A 22,845-nucleotide genomic window follows, 5' to 3' on the forward strand; every position below is an offset into this window, starting at 1 on the left:
GCCCCACTCTGTGGACCCAGATTTCGAATAACCAGAGGGAACACCAATTCATACCATCCTAAGTTGACAGCATTGGGCTTACAGCCCCGGTATTCGGAAGTGCGGTGGTTGGCGAGGGTGGTAAGGATGGTGTATCGTTCCTATGATAGACCGAATAAGCGCCGTATAAAATGCCGCAAGACGTCAAGAGAGATGCGGTTGCGGGCAGTACTTTGCGGATGAAACGAAGGGTGTTCGAAAAAGATTTATCTGGCATGAGGTTGCGCCCCTTTGGCATGTTGGAGGTAGTTCGTCGGATGCATCCGCACCGTCGTGTGCTTGTCTTTAGGTTACCACAATTCGACATTCAGCGGATCGCTCAAAACGTTGTATAATCGTCAGGGGAGGCGCGTCCATATGGAACGAACTATGTTGAAATCGAAAATTCATCGAGCGACCGTCACGGGCGCTAATTTAAATTACGTGGGTAGTATCACCATTGATGAAGACCTGATGGACGCCGCGGATTTGCTGGAACATGAACGAATTCAAGTCGTCAACTGCAACAATGGGGAGCGTTTTGAGACGTATGTTCTGAAAGGTGTCCGCGGCAGTCGAGCGATTGAACTGAATGGAGCCGCTGCTCGTCTCGTGCAGCCAGGAGATATTGTGATTTTAATGTCTTATGCGCAAATGACAGAGGCCGAAGCGCATGTTCATCGGCCAGTGGTTGTTCTTGTCAATGAACGCAACGAGATTGTCGACGCAGATGGAACTGAGACTCATGAGATGAACCGAGCCTTAGCGACTGCAGGGAAATACCGAGATTGAAGTAGTTTGTCATCTCCGACCTAGGTCACTTTGTCTTCGTCCAGATGCTCTTTATACAAAAAATCGAGCGGCACGTGGCTGTTTGTTAACAACCCACGTGCCGCCATCTGTCTGCGTTGTATTTGCGGAATTTTACTTCGCAGCTTCGTACAATTTGTTAACTTCCGCCCAATTGATGAGGTTCCAGAACGCCTTGATGTAGTCTGGGCGCTTGTTTTGATACTTGAGGTAGTAGGCATGCTCCCACACATCAAGACCAAGTATAGGCTTTTTACCTTCCATCAGAGGATTGTCTTGGTTCGCTGTGCTCATGATGGAGAGCTTGCCGCCATCCATGACCAACCAAGCCCAGCCGCTGCCAAATCGAGTCGTCGCGGCTTTGGTGAATTCTTCTTGGAATTTCTCGTAAGACCCGAACGTCGAATGAATGGCATCCGCAATCGGACCGCTTGGCTGGCCGCCGCCCGTTGGACTGAGGGTCTCCCAGAACATGCTGTGGTTTGCATGTCCACCACCATTGTTACGTACCGCAGTGCGGATATTCTCTGGCACGGCATGCAGGTTGGAAATCAAATCGTGTAGACTTTTTGCCTGAAGATCTGCGTGGCCTTCCAGTGCAGCATTTAAATTGTTGACGTAAGTACCGTGATGTCGGTCATGATGGATTTCCATGGTCATTGCATCAATGTGCGGTTCCAATGCGTTAAACGCATATGGAAGCGGCGGTAGTTGATGAGTCATGCCAATCCCTCCTATGTAGTGCGACAGATTATTTGCGTACTACCCTAGTTTACCTTAACCCACTCTTCTTTTCCATGTTCGATTCGCTGCCAACGGCATCGCTCATTCGCTCAAAGCCGTCTTTCGCGAGCAACTTGTCCAATTCCTCGACCATTTTTGCTATCAGTGCAGGCCCTTTGTAGATAAAGGCTGTATAGATTTCAACCAACGTACATCCTGCCTTTATTTTTTCATAGGCATCGCTTGCACTGAATACACCGCCACTGCCGATAATGGGCAGTCGGCCTTCGATGGATTGATGGATGAGTCTGATGACGTCTGTCGAGCGCGCGCGCAGTGGGCGTCCGCTGAGTCCTCCGGATTCTGCCTTCCATTCGCTTATCAGCCCGTTTCGAGTGATGGTTGTATTCGTTGCAATAAACCCCTGGCAACCCGCTTCTGCTAAGGCATAAGCTAGAGCCGGAATGGCGTCATCGCTTAAGTCCGGCGCAATTTTGACCAAAACGGGCGGAGCCGTCGGCCGTTGTTGGCAAGCTTTGTTTCGCGCCGCCACGACGGATTGGACCAATGGAATTAACTCCGCTTCGGACTGTAAGTCGCGCAGGAGCGGCGTATTCGGGGAAGACACATTGATGACGAGATAGTCCGCCACGCCTGCGAACATCTCGACGCCATGAATGTAATCGTCCACTGCCAGCGCATTGGGGGTGTCCTTGTTTTTTCCGAGGTTGACGCCAATGGGTATTCGGAGAGGCCGGTCTCGCAATCGCCGCTGAAGTTCGTTGGCTCCACGATTGTTGAATCCCATTCGATTAATGAGGGCTTCATCCTCCTTCAACCGAAACAGTCGCGGAGTTGGATTGCCCGGCTGAGGCCTTGGCGTCACCGTACCGACTTCAATGAATGAAAATCCGCAGCGGGCTAGCCCTTGGAGCGCAACGCCGTCTTTGTCCAAGCCAGCAGCTAGACCGATAGGGTGTGGAAATTGCAAGTGGTGAAGCGTTGTTTGCAATCGCTTCGACTCAGGTACGGGTTTGGCCATCAAACCTGCAGCGGCTGGAAATCGCGTTAAGACGCCCAGTGTGAGGTGGTGGGCCAGTTCTGCATCTAAGCGAAACAGGAGACCTCGAGCTAATTTGTACATTCGGTAGTCAACCTCCACGCCGACTGGCCAATCTGGCCATCACTGCCTTTGGCGACAGTTTAGCATCCTTTACGTATTGTAGGAAAACCGGGTAGACTAGGACTGGTTTGAATTACCTTGCGAAATTCTTGTCACATTCCGGGTCTCTTCTCCGTCTACTTTGGTGAGGCGGGTGGCCGAAAGGGTGAATTCAGCGCCCATGCGCAACCATCTCGACTCCATGCAAGAGAATATGCTGCAGCAGTTAGAAGAGTGGATGGAGCTTTATGGTTCCGACGTCATCCGCTTTGCTTACTCATATCTGCATGATTATCATCAGTCTGAAGATATTGCTCAAGAGGTATTTTTGAAAGCACTGTCGGCAATGGATAATTTTCGCAACGAAAGTTCGCCACGGACTTGGCTCTTGGCGATTACCGCTAATTCTTGCCGCGACTTTCTTAGGTCGGCGAAAGTGCGACATGAAACCACACAGGATGTGGAATTGCTGCAACGACAAAGTTCTCATGAGGTAGAGTCAGAGACAGTCGCTCGTTTGATGAAAGATGAGTTGTGGAAAACGATAAAGAAAATACCGATGAAATATCGAGAAGTACTGGTGTTGTATTATCAACGGGAACTGAGTAGTCAGCAAATTGCGGATATCTTGGCAATCAGCGAACCTTCCGTACGGACGCGATTACACCGGGCACGTATCTTGTTGAAAGAGGAATTGGTGAAAGAAGGTGTTTGGGATGGAACGGAATACTGATGAGGAGAAACTCAAGTCTCTGTTTGCGGATGCAGCAGACGTTCCTTTCCCGGAAACATTAAAGGCTAAAATTTTGGAGCAGGCAAAAGCTCAGTTGGAAAGCACTATGAAGCGGGATCATTCCGAAAAAAAGTCAACCCATCGTCCGTCGGAGGCGCGTTCGCGGCGATGGTGGCAGCGGACAAGAACTTTGATTTCGAGCGGTATCGCCGTGGCCGTGGTGCTGGTAGTCGCAGGTGCTATCTGGAGTCACACCTCAAAAACAGGAGTCGAGAAGGTGGGGCCTGCTTCTTCCTCGATGGCTTCGTCTACGGCAAGCAATGGCTTGATGCAGGCTCCTCTGCGGCCACCCTTCGGTCTGATTCCTTCCGCCTTGCGGGTCAATCGGCTATGGACGGGCGCATCGAATGGTTGGCCTAGTGGATCCGTTGTCTTCGCGTCGGTCACCAACACTTCGGCGGAGACCCTAACACGGCACGATGTCTTTGGCGTCCTATCCTTTTCTGGCGCTAATTCTGGATTGACTCACGACGATTTTATGAGTTTCGTGAACGGGCCTCGAGTTATCGCGCCAGGCGCTACAGTGACTTGGTCATTTCATCCAGTTGGCGCGCCAGCCAATGCGTCCGGCGCACTCATTCAATCTCCCCATCTGGTCTTTTACCAAGCTCGCTTGACATCTAGTGCCACGGCACCCGTTGTGTGGCGGGGTACTGATGTTCGTGCTACGAATGTGTTTGTCCATCCAGGCGAGGCCGTGGCAGTCGGTCAGGCAGTTACGGTCGATGTGATGTTGCAAAACGACTCTTCGTCTTCAGTCCCGTTGTCTCACTTGGTTGCTCTCATCTGGTTCTCGAACGAGCCGGGCACGTCGTTCGTATCTGACAAGACGGAACGGTTCATGGACAATATCTACAGTCCTGTAGCAACAAGCATCGCGCCGCACCAATCGTTAGAAGTTTCTTTTCACGTCATTGGTGGCAAGTCCTCCGATTATTTCAGCATGGTTCCGCATGTCGTCGTGATTCAAACGCCGTAGTCACGCCAGCGCGTGTTCTTTCTTCTGAGGGTTTGGTGAAAAAACAGCCGAAGATGAACAAAGTAAAACATGAACGAGCGGAGGTGCCTGCGTGACCACGAGGTTTAGTTTGGCGGAGTTAGCGACGATGTTGCATTGTTCAGTCGATGATGTGCGATGGGCAGTCGATACACTTTCTGACCGTGGAGAACTCACTGCAGAGTCGTTTTCCTTCGGAGAAGGAGTCCGCTTGTGGCGCATTTCTCCGAGTGATGTCAAGCGCATTCAGGCAATGATTGAGCAACGACAGTCTGAAGACACCTGCGGAGTACGTGCCGTTGAACCAAAGCGCCGGGTGATCAAGCGTATCGTTTTGAAAAACGAATAAGAACCTCTTCAATGGAGCTATCCCCTTTAATGGAGCCATCATCCCATGACTCTGGCGAGATCAAAGGCCTTAGATTGCGTTTCGGGGGATGGCTGATTTACACTGAAGTCGCAAGCTGGCTCAGTCTGTCAGAGCACAGCAAAAGGGGGATTAGGGCAAGTGATTGTAGGCGTCCCGAAAGAGATTAAAAACAATGAAAATCGCGTGGCCATCACTCCAGCGGGAGTGCACGCGCTGGTCAGTGCAGGCCATCAGGTTGTGATTCAGTCGACCGCTGGTGAAGGTAGTGGCTTTGCGGATGATGACTACCGGGAGGCTGGTGCATCCATCGTGCCGACGGCTGCGGATGCGTGGGGACAGGCTTCAATGGTGATGAAAGTCAAAGAGCCACTTCCAGAGGAGTATTCGTATTTCCGCTCAGACTTGACACTTTTTACTTATCTCCATTTGGCGCCGGAGCCTGAACTCACCAAAGCATTGCTGGAAAGCGGTTGCATCGCTATCGCCTATGAGACCGTGCAACTACCGGATGGGAGCTTGCCGTTGCTCACGCCGATGAGTGAAGTGGCTGGACGGATGTCCATTCAGATTGGTGCCCATTTTCTTGAAAAGGCCCATGGAGGTCGTGGAGAGTTGCTCGGCGGCGTACCGGGGGTGCCTCCGTCGCGAGTTGTCGTGGTGGGTGGCGGGATCGTCGGAACGAATGCTGCCCGAATGGCGCTCGGACTCGGTGCTTCTGTGACGATACTCGATACCAATTTGTCCCGCCTGCGCTATTTAGATGACGTTTTTGCTGGTCGCCTGCGGACCGTGATGTCCAATGCTTATAATCTGCGGGCTCAAATTGAAGGATGCGACTTGTTGGTTGGGTCTGTCTTAATTCCGGGTTCGCGTGCGCCCAAGTTGGTCAGCGCACAGATGGTGCAAGGAATGAATGCGGGGAGTGTCATCGTCGATGTGGCGATTGACCAGGGTGGAAGTATTGAAACCATCGACCGCATTACGACCCATGACAATCCCGTCTATGAAAAGTACGGGGTCTTGCATTATTCTGTCGCGAATATGCCGGGTGCTGTGCCGCGCACTTCCACTTTGGCTCTCACCAACGTCACCATGCCATACGCTGTCCAGCTCGCGTCACTGGGTACGGAGTCGGCCATTCGTCAAAATGCTGCCCTCGCGAAGGGAGTCAACGTGTACCAGGGTCACGTGACTTACGGAGCAGTTGCAAACTCACTTCAATTGCCCTATACGCCTTTGGAGAAACTTGTATCCTGAGAGGAGAATGAGCGTGGTTACCGAAGAAATCGTGCGCGGTATGCTAATGGATGTGCTCGATCCGGAAATTCAAATCGACATCGTCAACTTAGGTATGGTGTACGGAGTTGATGTGTTGGAAGATGGGCGCAAGGTTAAGGTGACCATGACATTGACTGCCATGGGCTGCCCCGCGTACGATGAGTTGAAAGAGCAAATCGAAGACACGGTCTTGTCTCTAGAAGGAGTCGAAGAGGTCGAAATTGAGCTGACCTTTGACCCACCTTGGGACAAAGAGATGATGTCAGACGAAGCGAAACTGGTGTTTAAGTATCTATTCTAACGGTTTCGAAGGTCCATTGTCTGGACATCAAGCGTGCCGGGTTTTTAACATCGGACAAGATACGCACGGACAGGCGCTACTCGAGTTTGAGAGTAGCGCCTGTCTCTGTCTGAGATAGGAAGGACAGCTCTCGCCTGCAGTGCGAGGCAGTTGTTTTGGGCGAAATCCAATTTCTCGAACGGGACCTCGCTACATTTGATTTCTTCACAAAATGTGTTAGAGTAAGAATGAATCATGACTAAATTAGTCAACAATAAGCGGCGATAGAGGGAGAGCTTCAGATTTGCAGTTCTCCATGACCGAAGAACGCCACGACTTTGGAAGGTGGATGAAAATGTCGGAACTCAAACTGGAGATTCAAGGTCTCCATGTTGCCATTGATGGTAAGGAGATTGTCAAGGGATTGGACTTGACGATTTGTGGTGGCGAAATCCACGCGATTATGGGACCGAACGGGACTGGAAAGAGCACGTTGGCCTCGGCTTTGATGGGGCATCCTAGATATGAAGTCGTGCGCGGGCAAGTTCTGTTGAACGGTGAAAATGTATTGGATATGTCTGTAGACGAGCGGGCGCGCGCTGGTTTGTTCTTGGCGATGCAGTATCCTGCAGAAGTTTCAGGCGTATCCAATGCCAATTTTATGCGGCAAGCACTCAATGCAAAGCTTGGTGAAGGGCATGAGATGCCTGTGTTGAAATTCCACCGTCAACTGCAAGACCGAATGAAAAAATTGAACGTGGACGAAAGCTTTGCAGACCGCTACTTGAATGAGGGCTTTTCTGGCGGAGAAAAGAAACGCAACGAGATTCTTCAGATGAGCATGTTGGAGCCGAAAGTAGCGATTCTGGATGAAATCGATTCAGGATTGGATATTGATGCCCTGAAAATTGTCGCGGAAGGGGTCAATACCTTGCGGTCTCCGGAAACGGGCTTTCTCATCATCACGCACTATCAGCGGTTGTTGAATTACATCGTACCAGACCACGTTCACGTGATGATGCAAGGAAGAATCGTCAAGTCTGGCGGAAGAGAATTGGCTGAGTATTTGGAAGCCCACGGTTACGATGGCCTCAAGGCAGAGTTGGGTATTGAAGACGAAACTGTTGAGGTCGGCATCTGAGGAGGGCGGAACGTGGCAGAGCAGATGATGGATACTTTCGCTGGACGTGCGTTGTCGGGGAAATTAGGTGAACCAGGATGGCTCTCTGGTTTGCGGGAAGAGGCTCTTCAGTTCTTTCAGTCGGCTGAAATTCCTTGGCTTGAAAAAACGGATCTGCGTCGGCGTGGCTTTGACTGGCTGGACGGGCCAGAGGCAAGGGTTCACGAAGCAGCGAAAGCTCTGTATGACCAGTTGGACGGGCCAAAGGCTTTGGTTGTAGATGGAGTTCTACAGTTTGTGGACGCTCCCGTGGAAGTGTTGGAAGCGGGGGTCATCTTTGGGGATTTGCATGCGTGTGCCTCTAAGCACGAAAAAATAGTGCAAAAACACCTCTTTTCGGCCGTCTCTCATACGGAATCTAAGTGGGCGGCGATGAACGCTGCAGCTTTTCGTGGAGGAGTCTTCCTATATGTGCCTGAACACGTAGTCTTAGACCGTCCGGTCGTCATCATTCGGGCGCAGACGTCGGTGCATGCAGGAGCGTATCCAAGAACACTGGTAGTTGGAGATGTTCAGTCCTCTGGAGCAGTAACTGAAGTGTTTTTTCGAGCTCCGGGAACGCCTTCGAAGGAAGCAACAACGTCTGTTGTGGAAGTGATTGCAAAAGCAGATGCTCATTGGAAGATAGGCATTGTGGACGAAATTCTCGATGGACCCGCACATTTCCATGAACGCCGAGCTGTCGTGGACAAGGACGCGAGCGTCGATTGGGTTTTCGCATCGACTGGCGATGGTTTTGCCTGGTCTTCGCTGCAGACGGTTCTCAAGGGAGCTGGTGCGCGGTCGACGATGCGCATTCTTGGGACTTCCGTTGGACGTATGCATCATGATTTGACTGCGAAGATGGTCCATCAAGGAAGGTCGACTGAAAGTGATATTGTGATGCACGGCGTGTTACGGGGGCGTTCCAATGCCGTGTTCCGCTCTTGTACAGAGATTGTCAAAGGTGCGGTCGATGCAGGAAGTGAGCAACATGACCGAATGATTGTTTTGGATAGTTCTGCCCGTGCTGATGCTATCCCCATGCTCTTGATTGACGAGAATGATGTCAAGCGTTGTGGACACGCGGCGAGTGTAGGGAAAATTGACCCCATTCAGGTGTATTATCTGATGTCTCGAGGTATTCCCGAGAAGCAGGCGTTGAAAATGATTATCTGGGGATACTTGGAGCAAACCGTGGCTGAAATGCCAGCTCCAGAAGCACTTCGGGACTTGCTGGTGGGTCGCGTTGAAAAGGGGTTGGTGGGATGAACCCTCTTGAACTGAAACGTGATTTCCCAATCTTAGAGCAAGAGATTAACGGTCATCCACTGGTTTATTTGGACAGTGCGGCCACTTCTCAGAAGCCGGTCAGTGTCTTGAAGGCGTTGCAACGGTACTATGAGACCGATAATGCGAATGTCCATCGCGGTGTGCATACGCTTGGTAGCCGTGCGACAGAGGCGTACGAGCAGGCGCGCGAGAAAGTTGCCGATTTTATCGGTGCCGAAAGTCCAGAGCAAATTGTCTTCACTCGCGGCACGACAGAGTCGATCAACATGGTGGCATACGGATTTGCTCGACATCAGTTGCATGCGGGCGATGAAATCGTTCTGACCGTCGCAGAGCATCATAGTAATTTGGTTCCTTGGCAACAAGTAGCTCGCGTGACTGGAGCTACTTTGACATATCTCCCTATGGACAAGAGCGGGGTACTGGATTTAGACGACGTTCGTGCGACCCTGTCCTCTAAAACGAAACTGGTAGCTATTCAACACGTCTCGAATGTTCTGGGTACCATTCACCCGGTTCGAGACATTGCGCGGTTGGCCCATGAGGTTGGCGCGTTGGTGGTGGTCGATGGGGCTCAGAGTGTTCCGCATATGCCAGTGGATGTCAAGGATTTGGACTGTGACTTTCTAGCGTTCTCCGGGCACAAGATGTGTGGTCCAACAGGAGTTGGGGTCTTATACGGGAAACGCACGTGGCTTGATGCGATGGAGCCGACATACTTTGGCGGCGAAATGATCGACATCGTGGAACTGCAAGAGTCCACGTGGAAGGAAACGCCTTGGAAGTTTGAGGGGGGCACCCCGATTATCGCTGGAGCAATTGGACTGGGGGTGGCCATCGACTATTTACATCAAGTCGGAATGGAGGCCATCCATGAGCATGACCTCCAGTTAGCGTCTTACGCTATGGAAAAACTTTCAGTTGTCGACGGATTGGAGATATATGGACCATCTCTTGGAGAGACTCGAGCAGGTCTTGTGACATTCAATCTTAAAGGCATTCATCCGCATGACGTGTCTACCGTCTTAGATTCTGAAGGGATTGCCATTCGCGCTGGACATCACTGCGCACAGCCGCTGATGAGACATTTAGGCGTTCCGTCCACTGCGCGTGCAAGTTTCTACTTTTACAACACAGAGTCTGATATCGACGCGTTAGTGGCGAGTCTGCAGTCTGCAAAGGAGTTTTTTGCCCATGCAATTGGATGAGTTGTATCGGCAAGTCATTATGGACCACTATCAACATCCTCGCAATCAAGGAGAACTGGAGGATGGAGCGCTCTCTGTCGACTTACGAAATCCGTCTTGCGGCGATGAAATTACTCTACAGATGGTCGTGCAAGACGATGTGGTGACGGATGTGCGATTCAAGGGCAGTGGTTGCTCTATCTCCATGGCTTCGGCATCCATGATGTCGGAAGCGATTCAAGGCAAAACTGTCGAGGAAGCGATTGTGCTCGCCGAGAAGTTTCGCGCCATGATGCGCGGAGAGTCTGTTGACACGGAGGAACTTGGAGATTTAGAAGCGCTTCAGGGTGTTTCGAAATTTCCCGCGCGAATTAAGTGTGCCACACTCGCTTGGCAAGCACTGGAGCGAGCCAGTCGAAATGTAGACGCATCGAATCACTCTTCGTGAAGTCGTCGTCGATGATACAGAAGGTAGAAGTTTGCTAGAGCGTGGTTTTTCGAATGGTTGGAGGGACACTCCGAGGAGGTTGATGGTCGTGGCAAAAGCTCTACCGGAAATGGAAGAATATCAATATGGGTTTCGCGATAAGGACGTCTCGATTGTCAAATTCCAAAAGGGATTGAGTAAAAAGACCGTAGAGGAAATCTCTATGATGAAGAATGAGCCTGGTTGGATGACCGATTTTCGCTTGCGCTCTCTTGAACTGTTTTTCGAAAAAGGCATGCCTCGCTGGGGTGGCGATCTGTCTCAGCTCGATTTCAATGACATCACGTATTACGTTAAACCATCGGAAGGTCAAGGCAAGACATGGGACGAAGTGCCTCTCGAAATCAAAAATACGTTTGATCGTCTGGGGATTCCTGAGGCGGAGCAGAAGTTTCTGGCTGGCGTGTCTGCTCAATATGAATCAGAGGTAGTGTACCACTCGATGCGAAAAGATTTAGAAGAACTGGGCGTCATTTTTTCGGATACCGATACTGCTTTGCGTGAACATCCGGAAATTTTCAAGCAGTATTTTGGCACGGTCATCCCGCCTGAAGACAACAAATTTGCAGCATTAAATTCAGCTGTATGGAGTGGCGGGAGTTTCATCTACGTGCCGAAGGGAGTGCGCTGCGAAGTTCCGTTGCAAGCGTATTTCCGAATCAACTCGGAGAACATGGGTCAGTTTGAGAGAACGCTCATCATCGCCGACGACGACTCATTCGTCCACTATGTGGAAGGGTGTACTGCGCCAGTCTACAGTACCAATTCGTTGCACAGCGCGGTGGTCGAGATCATTGTCAAAGACCGAGCCCGTTGCCGCTACACGACTATTCAAAACTGGGCTCCTAACATCTATAACCTCGTGACCAAACGAGCCGTCGCACATCGCGATGCCACGATGGAGTGGGTCGATGGTAATATCGGATCGAAATTGACCATGAAATATCCGTCGGTTTATATGGTCGGAGAAGGCGCAAAGGCGATGGTGCTGTCCATCGCGGTAGGCGGACGTGGACAACATCAGGATGCCGGAGCAAAAGTGGTTCACAATGCCCCGAACACAACATCGACGATTGTCTCGAAATCGATTTCCAAGCATGGTGGTAAGACCACGTATCGGGGTCTGGCGTCGTTTGCCCCGAATGCATTAGGAAGCAAGGCGAATATCAAGTGCGACACGCTGATTCTGGATGATGATTCGACGTCAGACACAATTCCCTATAACGAAATCATGAATGCGGATGTCACCTTGGAGCACGAAGCTTCCGTCTCTAAGGTGAGCGAAGAGCAACTGTTCTACCTGATGAGCCGAGGTCTGTCGGAAGAAGAAGCGACAAGAATGATTGTGATGGGCTTTATCGAGCCATTCACACGAGAGCTGCCGATGGAATACGCCGTCGAGATGAATCGCTTGATCAAGTTTGAAATGGAAGGCTCCATTGGTTGAGTTTTCTGTCAGGAGGTTCATGTTCACTCATGGCAATGGAAAAAATCGCGAAGTTGGAAGACATTCCTGAAGGTACGATGCAGCATGTTGAAGTAGGTCTGGAGGATGTGGCGATTTATCACACATCGGACGGTGTTTATGCCACGTCCGATGTGTGCACCCACGCGTCTGAGCAGTTGTCGCGCGGGCGGCTCGACGGATGCATTGTGGCTTGCCCGAAGCACGGTGGCAAATTCGACGTTCGTACGGGAGCGGCAGTGGCATTTCCGTGTGTCATTCCGCTACAGACGTTTCCGGTGGAGATACGTGACGGGATGGTTTACGTGGACGTGGATTGACGTCCCTGAATGGGGGAGATCGCGTTGAAAGTATCGAAACGAACAGAGTACGGTTTGCGCGCGATGGTCGCACTGGCTTTGCATCAGGGAAGTGCGCCAGTGCCGCTGTCGCTCATCGCAGAAGAAGAGGGCATTCCAGAGCAGTTTTTGGACCAAATTGTGGCACAGTTGCGGCGTGCGGATTTTGTACAGAGTGTCCGGGGAGCTAGTGGGGGATATTTGCTCAGTCGGCCTGCGACAGAGATATCCATTGGGTCGCTCGTGCGTGTCTTGGAAGGGTCGCTGTCGCCGATGGCGTGTGTGTCCGAGGAAGGAATTGACCTGTCTGACTCCTGCGACCTCTTTTCCGGCTGTCATACACGAGGAGTCTGGGTGCGCGTCATGGAGGCGGTCATTTCGGCCTTGGACAGTCTCACTTTAGCGGATGTGTTAGAACAACCCGCTGCTTCATGGGTCGCCGCAGAATCGACGACACGTGAGTCAGAATATGAACGCGGAGCTCCAGCCTGAGAACTGGTTGGCGCCCGCGTTCGCTTTTTTGTTTAGACTTCGGACGGGTCGCTAAATCCCAAATCCAATTTGGGCAACGACTGTATGCGATGAACTGCGGCGTCCCGAGCTTTACAGGCTTCCAAATACTCTAAGTAAATGCGTTTTAAGTCGCTGTGCTTGCTGATAACCACTGGATCGACCTGAAGATGATGTTCCTCTTTGTCATAGGAGATATGAAGGCTTGGATTGTACCCATAGTCCCTCATTCCATGGAGCAAGTGATTCAATTGGTCATTGACCTGAATGTGTGCTTGACTCCAGTCTTCCGAGGAATGTGTTGCTTCCATGATGAAGTTACCTTCCCTTCGCGCGTCGTTCGAATAGGATTCTCCATTTAGTATACCGACAATCCGCAGCATCGCCAACTGGAGTAAGAAGGCAATGCATGTTGCCATGTCGCAATAGAAGATTCCTCGTGGAGGTTGACAGACGGTAGCAACCTGCGGTACGCTTGTCACGGTGAATGACTATTCATTCATTGTGGGAGGGAGGGCCATCGCTAAGGAACGAGATGATGCGAAGCACGTTGCAATTTTGAGGGCCGCGGTTGAAGTTATGTCTCAGTACGGCTATCATGGGGCTCAGATTTCTCGAATTGCACGCGCGGCAGGCGTTGCTGATGGTACTGTCTATCTCTATTTCAAGAACAAAGAAGACATTCTGGTCTCCATTTTACGCATGGCCATTGGCCGTGTTGTGCAGGAATGTTCTCGACAACTTGCAGCGTGTCAGACGACGGATGACAAATTGGCGGCGTTGATACGCGTTTATTTTGCAGATCTCGGGGACAATCCGGCGTTGGCGATGGTGACACAGGTCTATCTTCGACAAGTGGACGCTAACATTCGCCGCGAAATTGGAGATATCATGAAACCATTTTATAGTGTTGTGGACGAATTGATAGTGGCAGGAATGCAGGAAGGAAAGTTTCGTTCGAAAATGGACAGACGGATTGCTCGCCGTATGATTTTTGGAACCATGGACGAGACGGTTACGGCGTGGGTTTTGACCGGAAGTAAGTATTCACTCGTCAGTCAGGTGGATGATGTTGTGGATGTGCTTCTGCACGGATTAGTGGCCGTGAATGCAGAGGAAAACGCGATGTCAGAAGGGAGTTTGAGCCATGAAGATTCTAGTACTCATGAAACAGACGTTTGACACGGAAGAAAAGATTCAAGTAGAGAATGGGCAAATCAAAGAAGACGGCGTTCGTTTCGTCATCAATCCGTATGATGAGTATGCCATAGAAGAGGCTATCCGGATTAAAGAGGCGAATGACGCAGAAGTTGTTGTTGTCTCATTGGGACCATCTCGGAGTGAAGAAGCACTTCGCACCGCATTGGCTATGGGAGCTGACGAAGCTATTTTAGCAGACGACCCAGAGCTGTTCGGCGATGAGTATACGGCGGCGAAAGTCTTGGCTGCCATCGCACGTCAAGGCAACTATGATTTAATTTTGGCAGGCAACCAGGCGGTCGACGACGGGTCTGGCCAAGTAGCCGTCCGATTGGCTGAAGAGCTGTCCATCGCTCATATTTCTACTTTAACCCAATTAGAGGTCAACGGCGACGAAGTTGTAGGGCATCGGGACGCCGAAGGTGATGAAGAAGTGGTGACGGCCAAATTGCCAGTCTTGGTCACAGCCCAGCAGGGATTGAACGACCCACGCTACCCGTCGTTGATTGGTATACGCAAGGCAGGCAAAAAACCTCTGACGCATGTCACTTTGGCAGATTTGGGGCTCGATAAGTCGTCGATTGGAGCTAAAAGTGCTATTGTCAGCACGTTCTTACCTGAACCGAAGACCGGAGGCAAAATTCTTCAGGGAGATCTCGCTGCACAAGTCGCAGAATTAGTTCAATCGTTAAAAAGTGTCGACAAAGTCATTGGTTAACATACACAGTGTGATGTTTGGAGGGTGATGAAGGTGAGTCGTAAAGTTCTGGTTCTTGCGGACATTCGTCATGGAAAATTGCGCAATGTAACGTACGAGATGCTCGGTGCCGCCAATCACATTGCAGAGGGCGGGGAAGTCCTACTGCTGCTTCTCGGACATGGAGTGCAGGATTTAGCAGTCGGAGCGGGCGATGCCGGGGCAGACAAAGTTTTTGTGGTCGATGCTCCAGAGTTAGAAAAGTATACGCCCACTGCGTATCGCAAGGCGTTCATGGAGGCTTATCGCCAATTTTCACCGAATGTCATTTTCATGTCTCATTCGGCCATTGGAAAGGACCTTGCGCCGCTTGTCAGCCAGCGGCTTGGAGCCGGTCAGGTATCGGACGCCATTCAGGTGGAAGTGGATGGTGCAGCGCTCTTCTTTACAAGACCCATATATGCAGGCAAGGCGTTTACCCGGGTTCAGGTAAAGAGTGACGTCGTGGTTGCCACCATTCGTCCCAATAACATTGCAGCATTAGCGGATAAAGCAGGAAAACCGGGAACTGTCGAAACCTTGTCCGTTGCGTTTGAGACACAAGACTTGGCGACCATGGTCAAGGAAATCATCCAAAAGGCTTCCGTCGGTGTCGATTTGACCGAAGCGAAAATCATTGTTTCTGGCGGCCGGGGAGTCAAGAGTGCGGAAGGGTTTGCTCCGCTCAAAGAGTTAGCAGAGACGCTCGGAGCTGCTGTTGGAGCTTCGCGCGGAGCGTGCGATGCTGGATACTGCGACTACTCGATGCAAATTGGGCAGACAGGGAAAGTAGTCACTCCCGACTTGTATATCGCGTGCGGTATTTCCGGGGCTATTCAACACTTGGCGGGAATGTCTTCTTCCAAGGTCATCGTCGCCATCAATAAAGACCCGGAAGCCCCGATTTTCCAAGTAGCCGACTATGGCATTGTGGGCGATTTGTTTGACGTAGTACCGATGTTGACGAGCGAGTTGAAGAAAGCATTGGCGTAACCTGTGACGTAGCGCTTGGATGTCTCATGAAATGAAAATGACCGCTGTAAGGCGGATGCTCGATTGGTAGGCAGAGATTGGTAGGCAGAGATTGGTAGGCAGAGAGATGTCGCACTCTGCCTGTTTTTGTTGTAGCGGATCGTCCACAAGTCATGGATGGACCAGCCGCCCAAAAAGACAGGGGCTCCGTCGCGCCGCTGTCTTTTTGGGTGGTGTTTGTGCTCGATGAACTTCAAGGTGTCTGCACTTTCTGAGGGAAGCCTAGTGAGATGGGGTGAATACCGTTGAGACCACTCCAGCCACATATCCATTGCTTGCGTTATATGGGTATGGAGCTTGCGGCCGAAACGTCTCAATTCCGACAATGATAATGGCGATGACAAATAAAATTTCAAAGAAACGCCGCATGTTTCAACCTCCTCCAAACCATAGCGCTCCGGTCGTCGACCTGTTTTCCTGGTCTCGCGGTCCAACGCCGCGAATTTTCAAGCCTATTGTACCAGATTGCTTTCTGGGACGCACGCATCGTGGCAAAGACTTGGGCTCCGGGTTCATCGCTCTTTGACCCAACTCTCCGACACTTCTATAATGAGTTGCATTGAGTCCATTGCATCTTGCAAAAGACCATCGCCCGAGTATCGAGGCACTGACTTTTGCGATGAGGAGGATAACCACTTGACACGGTTCGATCCGCTCGATTGGACGCACCAGTGGGACGACTATGAGATGTACATGTACGTGGACGTAGATTCGGAGCGCGAACAAGACCGAGGAGTTCGTATGCAGGTCTTGCAACGGAGCTTGCTGCAAGGGGCGGAAGAGTGGACTTTGCTGTATGACCGAAAACTGGCGCCGCTGCCTGAACTGGACACGCCCCGAGATTGGAATGACCAAGCAGAAGAGCGGGTCTTGCGCGAATTTCTTTTGGCTACACCGCAGTTGGTCAGTAACGAAAAGGAAGTTCTTGGTCGATTTCAACAAGACGGACGTCTGCCGTCAGAAGGAGGGTCTGACTGATGAGTTTCGCAAAAAAGGCTCTAGATGTGACAGATATGGTCCGTTTTGAGTTGCCGGCGAATCCGAAAATTTCTCCAGATGGTTTAACGGTTGTCTACGAGGTGACGACGGGCGACCTGGCAGCTGATGGATACGTCAGGCACTTACATGCAGTGCACGTAGAAAGTGGTGAGATAAAACAGTGGACGCATGTGGGCACACAAAACGCATCACCCGTGTTCGATCCGCTAGGCAAAAACATAGCATTTCTATCCAATCGTGAAGGTGGGTCACAAGTCTGGCTGATGCCGCGAATGGGCGGGGAGGCAAGGCGCCTGACGCGCCTTTGTCGGCCTGTCTCGAATTTGCTGTTTCACCCGTCGGGGAAGTGGATTTACGGCACTGTGGCAGTGCCTGAGGGAAAAACGGTGGAGCAGTGGGAGGACGACTGGTCCGCTGCAGATGCCGTCAAGAAAATAGAAGATAGGGACAAAGCGTGGATGGACGGTCCCAAGCGCTTTCGCAGACTCTATTACAAGGCGGATGGAACGGGGTTACTGCCTGATGTCTATCGCCAGTTAGTGCGGATTCATGTCGAAACGGGCGCCGTCGAACAGTTGACAGATGGGCCATACCATGTTGGAGAACCAGCCATGTCTCCGGATGGAGAAACCATCTACATTCCTTCGAATCGACGCCAACATGCTGAGTTGGAGTTGTGGTCTGACCTGTATCGCCTTCCGGCGGCAGGGGGTGAATTAACCCTTGTCACGAACGAAGTGGACGTATCGCAAGTGAGCGTGTCTCCCGATGGAAAACATTTGGCGCTCTTTGGAGACCAAAAGAAGTTTGGGAACGCTAGTCACCTGCAACTGTATTTGTACAACCTAGAGTCGTCGTCGCTGATTCATGTGACCGAGCATTTTCCAGATACACTTGGGAATGCTGGGATGAGTGATATGCGCGCGCATGAACATACGCCGGGGCCACTCTGGTCGAAGGATGGACAGAGTCTCTTGGTACTCGCTACGCGTGAAGGGCGGACCGAAATCATCCGTTGGCAAGTGGGTGCTCATCAGCCGGAGCGAGTGGCCGGAGGAGACCGCGAAATTTACGGCTTTGACTACGACGGCAAAGATACTGCAGTCTACTGCTATACAGATTTTGGTCAGCCGGGGCGTTTAGCCATGGCCGTCCTGTCTCAAAGCGTTGAGGTGTTTCCAGAGCGTGCGTTGAAAGAGCCCATGCATGAACATCCTTGCCCGCCGTTTCCGACGACGGAGCGCCGCTTAGACGTGCACAATGAGTGGTTAGAAGGCCATCAAGTGGCTAATGTCGAGCCGTTTTGGTACACGTCAATCGATGGTTGGAGAATGCAAGGGTTTGTCATGTTGCCAACCACGCAGTCCAAATTGAAATCGGGCAAAGTGCCAGTCGTACTTGAAGTACATGGCGGACCGCACCTGGGCTACGGTTACTCGTTTTTTCACGAATTTCAGTACATCGCGGCACAAGGGTATGCCGTTGTCTTTGTGAATCCCCGAGGTAGCGTAGGGTATGGGCAGGAATTTGCGCACTCCGTTTGCGGCGAGTATGGGCAAAAAGATTCTCTGGATGTGTTGGCGGGCCTAGATGCGGCACTCGAAAAGTATCGACAACTGGATGAGCAACGAGTGGCAGTGACCGGAGGAAGCTATGGTGGATTTATGACCAATTGGCTGGTTGGCCACACAGACCGCTTCTTTGCTGCCGTCTCACAGCGCTCCATCAGCAATTTTGTCTCATTCTACGGTGTCAGCGATATAGGGCCCTTCTTTACGGAACTGGAAATTGGCGGGGCCGTGCCGGCAGATGTCGAGAAGCTATGGAAACAGTCGCCTCTAGCCTATGCAGAAGCGGTGCGCACACCACTGCTCCTGCTTCATTCGGAACAGGATTATCGTTGCCCCATTGAACAGGCCGAGCAGTTTTATTCCGTATTGAAGCGGTTGTCGCGCGACGTAGAATTGCTTCGCATCCCCAATGCCAATCACGACTTGTCGAGGTCTGGTAAACCCTCTTTGCGCTTCGCCCGGCTAAAGGCGTTGTTTGAATTCATCGACGCTCGTCTTCCGGATTAGAGTAGAGCTTGGCTTGTGCGCCCGTGCAGCTCAAACAACGTAGGCTTTTGCTGAAGCGTGCAGAATGCGCTCAATTGCGTTAAGATGAGAGCATCCTGATGGTGGATACGTCGCCGCGAGGTGTACCAAAAGCTGGTGTGTGGAGGGACGGAGCGTGAGCAAAAAGAACCGAGCAAGGCGCTCTAGTCGAGAGGGCATCCTCGAAGACAAGCCAGATTACGCGATGGACCGAATGCAACGAGAGACGGCCGCCAAGCCAAAGGCGGAGGTTGTCCCGGAGCAAAATGCACGAGTGGAAGAGTTTCTTCACGCCAATGCCTTACAGCGATTGAAAGCATTGAAAACGTCCATGGAACAGCATGAAGCGCCAAGTACCAAGCAGGTTGACTCCACGCGCCGGGCAGAGTCCCCGAAGCCGCGCACCGCTAAGTCGGCAGCAGAGAAGTTGTCCGAACAACCGGATGCGTCATTTGCGGAATTGTTTGATCCGGTGGAGGACGAAGAGGCGTCGTTTGCGGATATGCTTGGAGATTCAAAGTTGGATTGGCGCTATTTCAAGTCATAATGGTCCATGCTAGATAGTATGGTTAGCACGAGATGGAGGAATGAGACGATTGCAATCCTTATGGACATTTCATCCAAATAGAGTAGCAATCAAAACAAAGGGCGGCCCGCTGGGTCGCCCTTTCTCATGGTAAAGCAATAGCGTGGGAGAGATAGAAGGAGGTCGTTTCCATGAAATCCGCAATTGTTTTGAATGGTGAGTCACTCACATTGTCTGATTTGGAGAAGATTGCTCGGCAAGATATTCCTGTCGAAATCACGGAAGATACTTGGCGGCGAGTGGAAGTGAGTCGCGAACGGATCGAACAGAGGATAGCGGCAGGAGATGTTGTATATGGCGTGACGACCGGATTCGGGAAGCTTGCTGACGTGCCCATTCCTGCCAATCAAGTAGCTTCACTGCAAATCAATTTGCTGCGTTCGCATGCGATGGGCGTAGGTGCGCCGCTTCCGCGCGATGCGGTTCGCGCGTTGCTGGCCTTGAGACTGAATGCGTTGGTCAAAGGGTTTTCGGGCATTCGCAAAGAGACCTTGCAGCTTTTGCAGGCATGTCTCAATCGCGGCGTCCATCCAGTCATTCCGAGTCAGGGTTCGCTTGGAGCATCGGGCGATCTCGCTCCTTTGGCTCACATGGCTTTGGTCTTGATTGGGGAGGGGCGCGCGGAGTTTTCCGGGGAAATCATGCCTGGTGGGGCTGCTTTACAAAAAGCGGGGCTCACGCCTGTACGCCTTGGCGCGAAAGAGGGCTTGGCGCTCATAAATGGTACACAGGCCATGACGTCGGTCGGTGCGCTAGCGACACTCGAGGCTGAGCGCGTGGGGCGGTTTGCGGATGCTGCGCTGAGCTTGACCATGGAGGCTCTCTGTTCGATTGGGGATGCATTCTTACCCAATCTTCACGCTACGCGCCCGCACCTTCACCAGGGGGTTGTGGCGGAGCGTGTACTCCGCTATTTGGACGGCAGCACGCGGATTACCCGGCAAGGTGAGGTTCGCGTCCAAGACGCATACTCGATTCGCTGTGCTCCACAAGTGCATGGCGCCAGTTGGCAGGCGTGGGATTACGTGCAGAAGCAAGTGACCATCGAGATGAACGCGGTAACCGACAATCCGATTGTGCTGGAAGATGGCCGGGTCTTGTCCGGCGGACATTTTCATGGTCAACCCATGGCCCTTTCTTTTGACTTTTTGAAACTCGCAGTCGCGGAGTGGGCGAGTATTTCCGAACGCCGGACGGAACGGCTTGTCAACCCACAACTATCCGGCCTTGCTCCTTTTCTAGCGAAAAATGCAGGCCTCGAATCCGGTCTCATGATTGTCCAGTACGTGGCGGCTGCTCTTGTTTCGGAAAACAAGGTGCTGGCTCATCCTGCGTCGGTAGATTCCATTCCGTCTTCCGCCAATCAGGAAGACCATGTCTCCATGGGGACCATCGCGGCCCGTCAAGTTCGACAAATGGTCGGCAATACGGCCCGCGTGGTGGCCATTGAGTTGGCGGCTGCGTCCCAAGCCATCGCGTTGCAAGGTGCAGAATCTCAAATGGCATTGGCAACGCGTCAGGCACTGGAATGGGTCCGTTCCATCGTACCGCCAACGGTTGCCGATGTCTCCTTGAGTGACGAGTTAGAAACCTTAGCCGCCGAAATCTTGCAGACTACCCCAGAATGGATGCTCTAAGCTCCGTGGAGTGACGGGATGTCCTTAGTGCTGCAGACACGACTTCAGGCGACGACAGGTGCTCTTCTCAGACATTAGTCATTGCCCTCGGTAGCAGTCTGCTTTGGCCTGGTAGAGGCGGCAAGGCCCACAATCGGCGAGCCAAGAGGCTCTTGCGCGCCTGTCCCTGAACCGCTCATTGGAACCGATGTCTGCTTACTTTCGAACGGAGGCCAGTGTTGCGAAACGGGGCGGGCAAGGTGGTCTACGTCAAGTGCGCGGACAGCGGTCGCTTCTTCCACCCCGAGTTGACGGCAGGCGTCAAGCAGTGACAGATGGTTTTCCAGAGCGTGTTTGACGACTTTTGCAGCCGATTCATAGCCAATGGCCGTGTTGAGAGCCGTCGCCAGGGAGAGAGAAGTCTCTGCGTGTTGTCGACATGCGGTCACGTTTATGTGCAAATCCTGAAGTGCGAGACGGGAAAATTGACGAGTGGCATTAGCGAGAATGTGGATTGCATGGAGAAAATTAGAGGTCATAACGGGCATCATCACATTCAGCTCCAGTTGTCCGGCTCCACCAGCATCGCTAACTGTTTGACAGCAACCGTTGACCTGAAATACAACCATGTTCAGCATTTCCGCAAGGACTGGGTTGACCTTACCAGGCATTATGGAAGATCCGGGTTGAACAGCAGGAAACTCTAACTCTCCTAGACCGGTTCGCGGACCGGAGGAGAGCAGCCTCAAATCGTTGGCGATTCTTCCAAGCGCCCCGGCAACGGAGCGCAAAACGCCACTCACGTAGACGACTTCGTCCGGGTTCTGATTGAAAGTGAAGGCATTCGGTGCCAGAGTGAAGGCATAACCGGTGCGCTGTGCAAGAAAGTGAATCGCTAGTCCACCAAACCCTGGAGGTGTGTTGATGCCAGTGCCCACTGCATTTCCACCCAGTCCGAGAAAGAGCAGTTGAGATGCGGCCTGTTCCAGCCATCGACGCTGACGTCGGATGTTTTCGGCATACCCGAGAAATTCATCGCCCAGACGCATCGGGACTGCATCCTGTAAATGAGTGCGTCCAGACTTGATGACATTCTCCGTCTCAGTTGCAAGGCGCGCGAGTGCTTTCTCCAATTCTGCGAGAGATGGGTCGAGTTGGGTCGCTAAAGCATCGACTCCGGCGATGTTGATGGCGGCATGAAAAGTATCGTTGGTGGATTGAGATTGGTTGACATGGTCGTTCGGATGGATATCGTCGCCTGTCGCGCCCGAGTTGTGAAGAATTTCGGTAGCACGGGTGGCAATAACTTCATTGACATTCATATTTTGCGAAGTTCCAGCGCCCGCTTGATAGATGTCGATTGGAAACCAGTTGGAAAAGCGTCCAGCAATGACTTCGTCGGCAGCTTGGCAGATGGCATCCGACACCAGTCCTTGCATGACCCCAAGTTCCCGGTGAGCTTTGGCCGCGGCCCATTTAATCAGTGCTTGAGCCTGAATGAACTGGTGTGGGAAATGGAGTCCGCTAATAGGAAAGTTGTACATGGCTCGAGCGGTTTGAGCACCGTAGTATGCATCTGCTGGAACTTGAAGGGTTCCGAGTGAGTCGTGGACCGTGCGAGTGTTCGGTGGCACAGAGAGAGCTCCTTTCCTTGGCGTGCGTTCGTTTCCAGTTTCGTCTGTGTGAGCTTTTACCATACCGTCTCCGATG

At 52.0% G+C, this 22,845-nt stretch carries 25 protein-coding genes; 20 read left to right on the forward strand and 5 right to left on the reverse strand.

The window, feature by feature from the left end; all coding sequences use genetic code 11:
* Window positions 1-396 precede the first annotated feature (396 nt).
* Complete coding sequence (gene panD / locus M4I36_RS08235) at window positions 397-810, forward strand: aspartate 1-decarboxylase (protein ID WP_258111261.1); 414 nt, start codon at window positions 397-399, stop codon at window positions 808-810.
* A 132-nt stretch (window positions 811-942) separates the two neighbouring features.
* Here the strand turns inward: panD and M4I36_RS08240 are convergent, their stop codons facing one another.
* Window positions 943-1,551, reverse strand: coding sequence for a superoxide dismutase (locus M4I36_RS08240; RefSeq protein ID WP_258111262.1), 609 nt, complete (start codon window positions 1,549-1,551; stop codon window positions 943-945).
* A 49-nt stretch (window positions 1,552-1,600) separates the two neighbouring features.
* Complete coding sequence (locus M4I36_RS08245; RefSeq protein WP_258111263.1) at window positions 1,601-2,695, reverse strand: quinone-dependent dihydroorotate dehydrogenase; 1,095 nt, start codon at window positions 2,693-2,695, stop codon at window positions 1,601-1,603.
* 184 nt (window positions 2,696-2,879) lie between these two features.
* On the opposite strand from M4I36_RS08245, the gene M4I36_RS08250 reads away from it, so the two are divergent.
* The 12 genes from M4I36_RS08250 to M4I36_RS08305 all read left to right on the forward strand — a co-directional run bounded on the left by M4I36_RS08250 (window position 2,880) and on the right by M4I36_RS08305 (window position 12,852).
* A complete protein-coding gene (locus M4I36_RS08250) occupies window positions 2,880-3,446 on the forward strand; it encodes a sigma-70 family RNA polymerase sigma factor (protein ID WP_258111264.1) in 567 nt (188 codons plus the stop codon).
* On the forward strand, window positions 3,430-4,485 hold the full coding sequence (locus M4I36_RS08255; RefSeq protein WP_258111265.1) for a hypothetical protein: 1,056 nt from the start codon (window positions 3,430-3,432) through the stop codon (window positions 4,483-4,485). The genes M4I36_RS08250 and M4I36_RS08255 overlap by 17 nt, the downstream gene beginning before the upstream one ends.
* 91 nt (window positions 4,486-4,576) lie before the next feature.
* The gene (locus M4I36_RS08260; protein WP_258111266.1) at window positions 4,577-4,852 is read left to right on the forward strand and encodes a hypothetical protein; all 276 of its coding nucleotides are present in this window, start codon (window positions 4,577-4,579) and stop codon (window positions 4,850-4,852) included.
* Between the two features lie 159 nt (window positions 4,853-5,011).
* Entirely contained in the window at window positions 5,012-6,130 is a 1,119-nt protein-coding gene (ald, locus tag M4I36_RS08265) for an alanine dehydrogenase (RefSeq protein ID WP_258111267.1), read from the forward strand.
* A 13-nt stretch (window positions 6,131-6,143) separates the two neighbouring features.
* Window positions 6,144-6,452 carry a metal-sulfur cluster assembly factor gene (locus tag M4I36_RS08270; RefSeq protein ID WP_258111268.1) on the forward strand — a complete coding sequence of 103 codons (309 nt, stop codon included), beginning with the start codon at window positions 6,144-6,146 and terminating at the stop codon, window positions 6,450-6,452.
* 334 nt (window positions 6,453-6,786) lie between these two features.
* A complete protein-coding gene (sufC, locus tag M4I36_RS08275; RefSeq protein WP_258111269.1) occupies window positions 6,787-7,572 on the forward strand; it encodes a Fe-S cluster assembly ATPase SufC in 786 nt (261 codons plus the stop codon).
* A 12-nt stretch (window positions 7,573-7,584) separates the two neighbouring features.
* A complete protein-coding gene (locus M4I36_RS08280) occupies window positions 7,585-8,862 on the forward strand; it encodes a SufB/SufD family protein (protein ID WP_258111270.1) in 1,278 nt (425 codons plus the stop codon).
* On the forward strand, window positions 8,859-10,091 hold the full coding sequence (locus M4I36_RS08285) for a cysteine desulfurase (RefSeq protein ID WP_258111271.1): 1,233 nt from the start codon (window positions 8,859-8,861) through the stop codon (window positions 10,089-10,091). Before M4I36_RS08280 ends, M4I36_RS08285 begins: the two co-directional genes overlap by 4 nt.
* Window positions 10,078-10,518 (forward strand): Fe-S cluster assembly sulfur transfer protein SufU, encoded by a 441-nt coding sequence (gene sufU, locus M4I36_RS08290; RefSeq protein ID WP_258111272.1) that lies wholly within the window; start codon window positions 10,078-10,080, stop codon window positions 10,516-10,518. The genes M4I36_RS08285 and sufU overlap by 14 nt, the downstream gene beginning before the upstream one ends.
* Window positions 10,519-10,600: 82 nt before the next feature.
* Window positions 10,601-12,004 (forward strand): Fe-S cluster assembly protein SufB, encoded by a 1,404-nt coding sequence (gene sufB, locus M4I36_RS08295; protein WP_258111528.1) that lies wholly within the window; start codon window positions 10,601-10,603, stop codon window positions 12,002-12,004.
* 29 nt (window positions 12,005-12,033) lie between these two features.
* Entirely contained in the window at window positions 12,034-12,342 is a 309-nt protein-coding gene (locus M4I36_RS08300) for a non-heme iron oxygenase ferredoxin subunit (protein ID WP_258111273.1), read from the forward strand.
* Between the two features lie 24 nt (window positions 12,343-12,366).
* A complete protein-coding gene (locus M4I36_RS08305) occupies window positions 12,367-12,852 on the forward strand; it encodes an RrF2 family transcriptional regulator (RefSeq protein WP_258111274.1) in 486 nt (161 codons plus the stop codon).
* A gap of 32 nt (window positions 12,853-12,884) precedes the next feature.
* On the opposite strand, the gene M4I36_RS08310 is transcribed toward M4I36_RS08305, so the two are convergent.
* Window positions 12,885-13,181: a hypothetical protein gene (locus tag M4I36_RS08310; RefSeq protein WP_258111275.1), complete on the reverse strand. Its 297-nt coding sequence runs from the start codon at window positions 13,179-13,181 to the stop codon at window positions 12,885-12,887.
* Between the two features lie 172 nt (window positions 13,182-13,353).
* Between M4I36_RS08310 and M4I36_RS08315 the strand changes: the two genes are divergently transcribed.
* The 3 genes from M4I36_RS08315 to M4I36_RS08325 are packed head-to-tail and all read left to right on the forward strand — an operon-like array spanning window position 13,354 to window position 15,799.
* Window positions 13,354-14,052, forward strand: a complete 699-nt coding sequence (locus M4I36_RS08315; RefSeq protein ID WP_258111276.1) for a fatty acid metabolism transcriptional regulator FadR — start codon at window positions 13,354-13,356, stop codon at window positions 14,050-14,052.
* Window positions 14,018-14,788 carry an electron transfer flavoprotein subunit beta/FixA family protein gene (locus M4I36_RS08320; RefSeq protein ID WP_258111277.1) on the forward strand — a complete coding sequence of 257 codons (771 nt, stop codon included), beginning with the start codon at window positions 14,018-14,020 and terminating at the stop codon, window positions 14,786-14,788. Before M4I36_RS08315 ends, M4I36_RS08320 begins: the two co-directional genes overlap by 35 nt.
* Window positions 14,789-14,821: 33 nt before the next feature.
* Window positions 14,822-15,799 carry an electron transfer flavoprotein subunit alpha/FixB family protein gene (locus M4I36_RS08325; RefSeq protein WP_258111278.1) on the forward strand — a complete coding sequence of 326 codons (978 nt, stop codon included), beginning with the start codon at window positions 14,822-14,824 and terminating at the stop codon, window positions 15,797-15,799.
* Between the two features lie 261 nt (window positions 15,800-16,060).
* On the opposite strand, the gene M4I36_RS08330 is transcribed toward M4I36_RS08325, so the two are convergent.
* Window positions 16,061-16,207 (reverse strand): hypothetical protein, encoded by a 147-nt coding sequence (locus M4I36_RS08330; RefSeq protein ID WP_258111279.1) that lies wholly within the window; start codon window positions 16,205-16,207, stop codon window positions 16,061-16,063.
* A 267-nt stretch (window positions 16,208-16,474) separates the two neighbouring features.
* Here M4I36_RS08330 and M4I36_RS08335 point away from each other — a divergent pair, with 267 nt between their 5' ends.
* The 4 genes from M4I36_RS08335 to hutH all read left to right on the forward strand — a co-directional run bounded on the left by M4I36_RS08335 (window position 16,475) and on the right by hutH (window position 21,156).
* A complete protein-coding gene (locus tag M4I36_RS08335) occupies window positions 16,475-16,816 on the forward strand; it encodes a hypothetical protein (protein ID WP_258111280.1) in 342 nt (113 codons plus the stop codon).
* The gene (locus M4I36_RS08340; protein WP_258111281.1) at window positions 16,816-18,915 is read left to right on the forward strand and encodes a S9 family peptidase; all 2,100 of its coding nucleotides are present in this window, start codon (window positions 16,816-16,818) and stop codon (window positions 18,913-18,915) included. The genes M4I36_RS08335 and M4I36_RS08340 overlap by 1 nt, the downstream gene beginning before the upstream one ends.
* Window positions 18,916-19,069: 154 nt before the next feature.
* The gene (locus tag M4I36_RS08345) at window positions 19,070-19,480 is read left to right on the forward strand and encodes a hypothetical protein (RefSeq protein ID WP_258111282.1); all 411 of its coding nucleotides are present in this window, start codon (window positions 19,070-19,072) and stop codon (window positions 19,478-19,480) included.
* A gap of 170 nt (window positions 19,481-19,650) precedes the next feature.
* Window positions 19,651-21,156: a histidine ammonia-lyase gene (hutH, locus tag M4I36_RS08350; protein WP_258111283.1), complete on the forward strand. Its 1,506-nt coding sequence runs from the start codon at window positions 19,651-19,653 to the stop codon at window positions 21,154-21,156.
* Between the two features lie 74 nt (window positions 21,157-21,230).
* Here the strand turns inward: hutH and M4I36_RS08355 are convergent, their stop codons facing one another.
* The gene (locus tag M4I36_RS08355) at window positions 21,231-22,769 is read right to left on the reverse strand and encodes a class II fumarate hydratase (protein ID WP_258111284.1); all 1,539 of its coding nucleotides are present in this window, start codon (window positions 22,767-22,769) and stop codon (window positions 21,231-21,233) included.
* Between the last annotated feature and the right edge of the window lie 76 nt (window positions 22,770-22,845).

Origin of the sequence: Alicyclobacillus sp. SP_1, assembly GCF_024706985.1 — a bacterium.
Classification (GTDB): domain Bacteria; phylum Bacillota; class Bacilli; order Alicyclobacillales; family Alicyclobacillaceae; genus Alicyclobacillus_I.

Bases quoted from the DNA above. Each gene is read 5' to 3' on its own strand.
- panD (WP_258111261.1), top strand. From the start codon at position 397: ATGGAACGAACTATGTTGAAATCGAAAATTCATCGAGCGACCGTCACG.
- M4I36_RS08240 (WP_258111262.1), bottom strand. From the start codon at position 1,551: ATGACTCATCAACTACCGCCGCTTCCATATGCGTTTAACGCATTGGAA.
- M4I36_RS08245 (WP_258111263.1), bottom strand. From the start codon at position 2,695: ATGTACAAATTAGCTCGAGGTCTCCTGTTTCGCTTAGATGCAGAACTG.
- M4I36_RS08255 (WP_258111265.1), top strand. From the start codon at position 3,430: ATGGAACGGAATACTGATGAGGAGAAACTCAAGTCTCTGTTTGCGGAT.
- sufC (WP_258111269.1), top strand. From the start codon at position 6,787: ATGTCGGAACTCAAACTGGAGATTCAAGGTCTCCATGTTGCCATTGAT.
- M4I36_RS08285 (WP_258111271.1), top strand. From the start codon at position 8,859: ATGAACCCTCTTGAACTGAAACGTGATTTCCCAATCTTAGAGCAAGAG.
- sufU (WP_258111272.1), top strand. From the start codon at position 10,078: ATGCAATTGGATGAGTTGTATCGGCAAGTCATTATGGACCACTATCAA.
- sufB (WP_258111528.1), top strand. From the start codon at position 10,601: ATGGTCGTGGCAAAAGCTCTACCGGAAATGGAAGAATATCAATATGGG.
- M4I36_RS08300 (WP_258111273.1), top strand. From the start codon at position 12,034: ATGGCAATGGAAAAAATCGCGAAGTTGGAAGACATTCCTGAAGGTACG.
- M4I36_RS08310 (WP_258111275.1), bottom strand. From the start codon at position 13,181: ATGGAAGCAACACATTCCTCGGAAGACTGGAGTCAAGCACACATTCAG.
- M4I36_RS08320 (WP_258111277.1), top strand. From the start codon at position 14,018: ATGAAGATTCTAGTACTCATGAAACAGACGTTTGACACGGAAGAAAAG.
- M4I36_RS08330 (WP_258111279.1), bottom strand. From the start codon at position 16,207: ATGCGGCGTTTCTTTGAAATTTTATTTGTCATCGCCATTATCATTGTC.
- M4I36_RS08340 (WP_258111281.1), top strand. From the start codon at position 16,816: ATGAGTTTCGCAAAAAAGGCTCTAGATGTGACAGATATGGTCCGTTTT.
- hutH (WP_258111283.1), top strand. From the start codon at position 19,651: ATGAAATCCGCAATTGTTTTGAATGGTGAGTCACTCACATTGTCTGAT.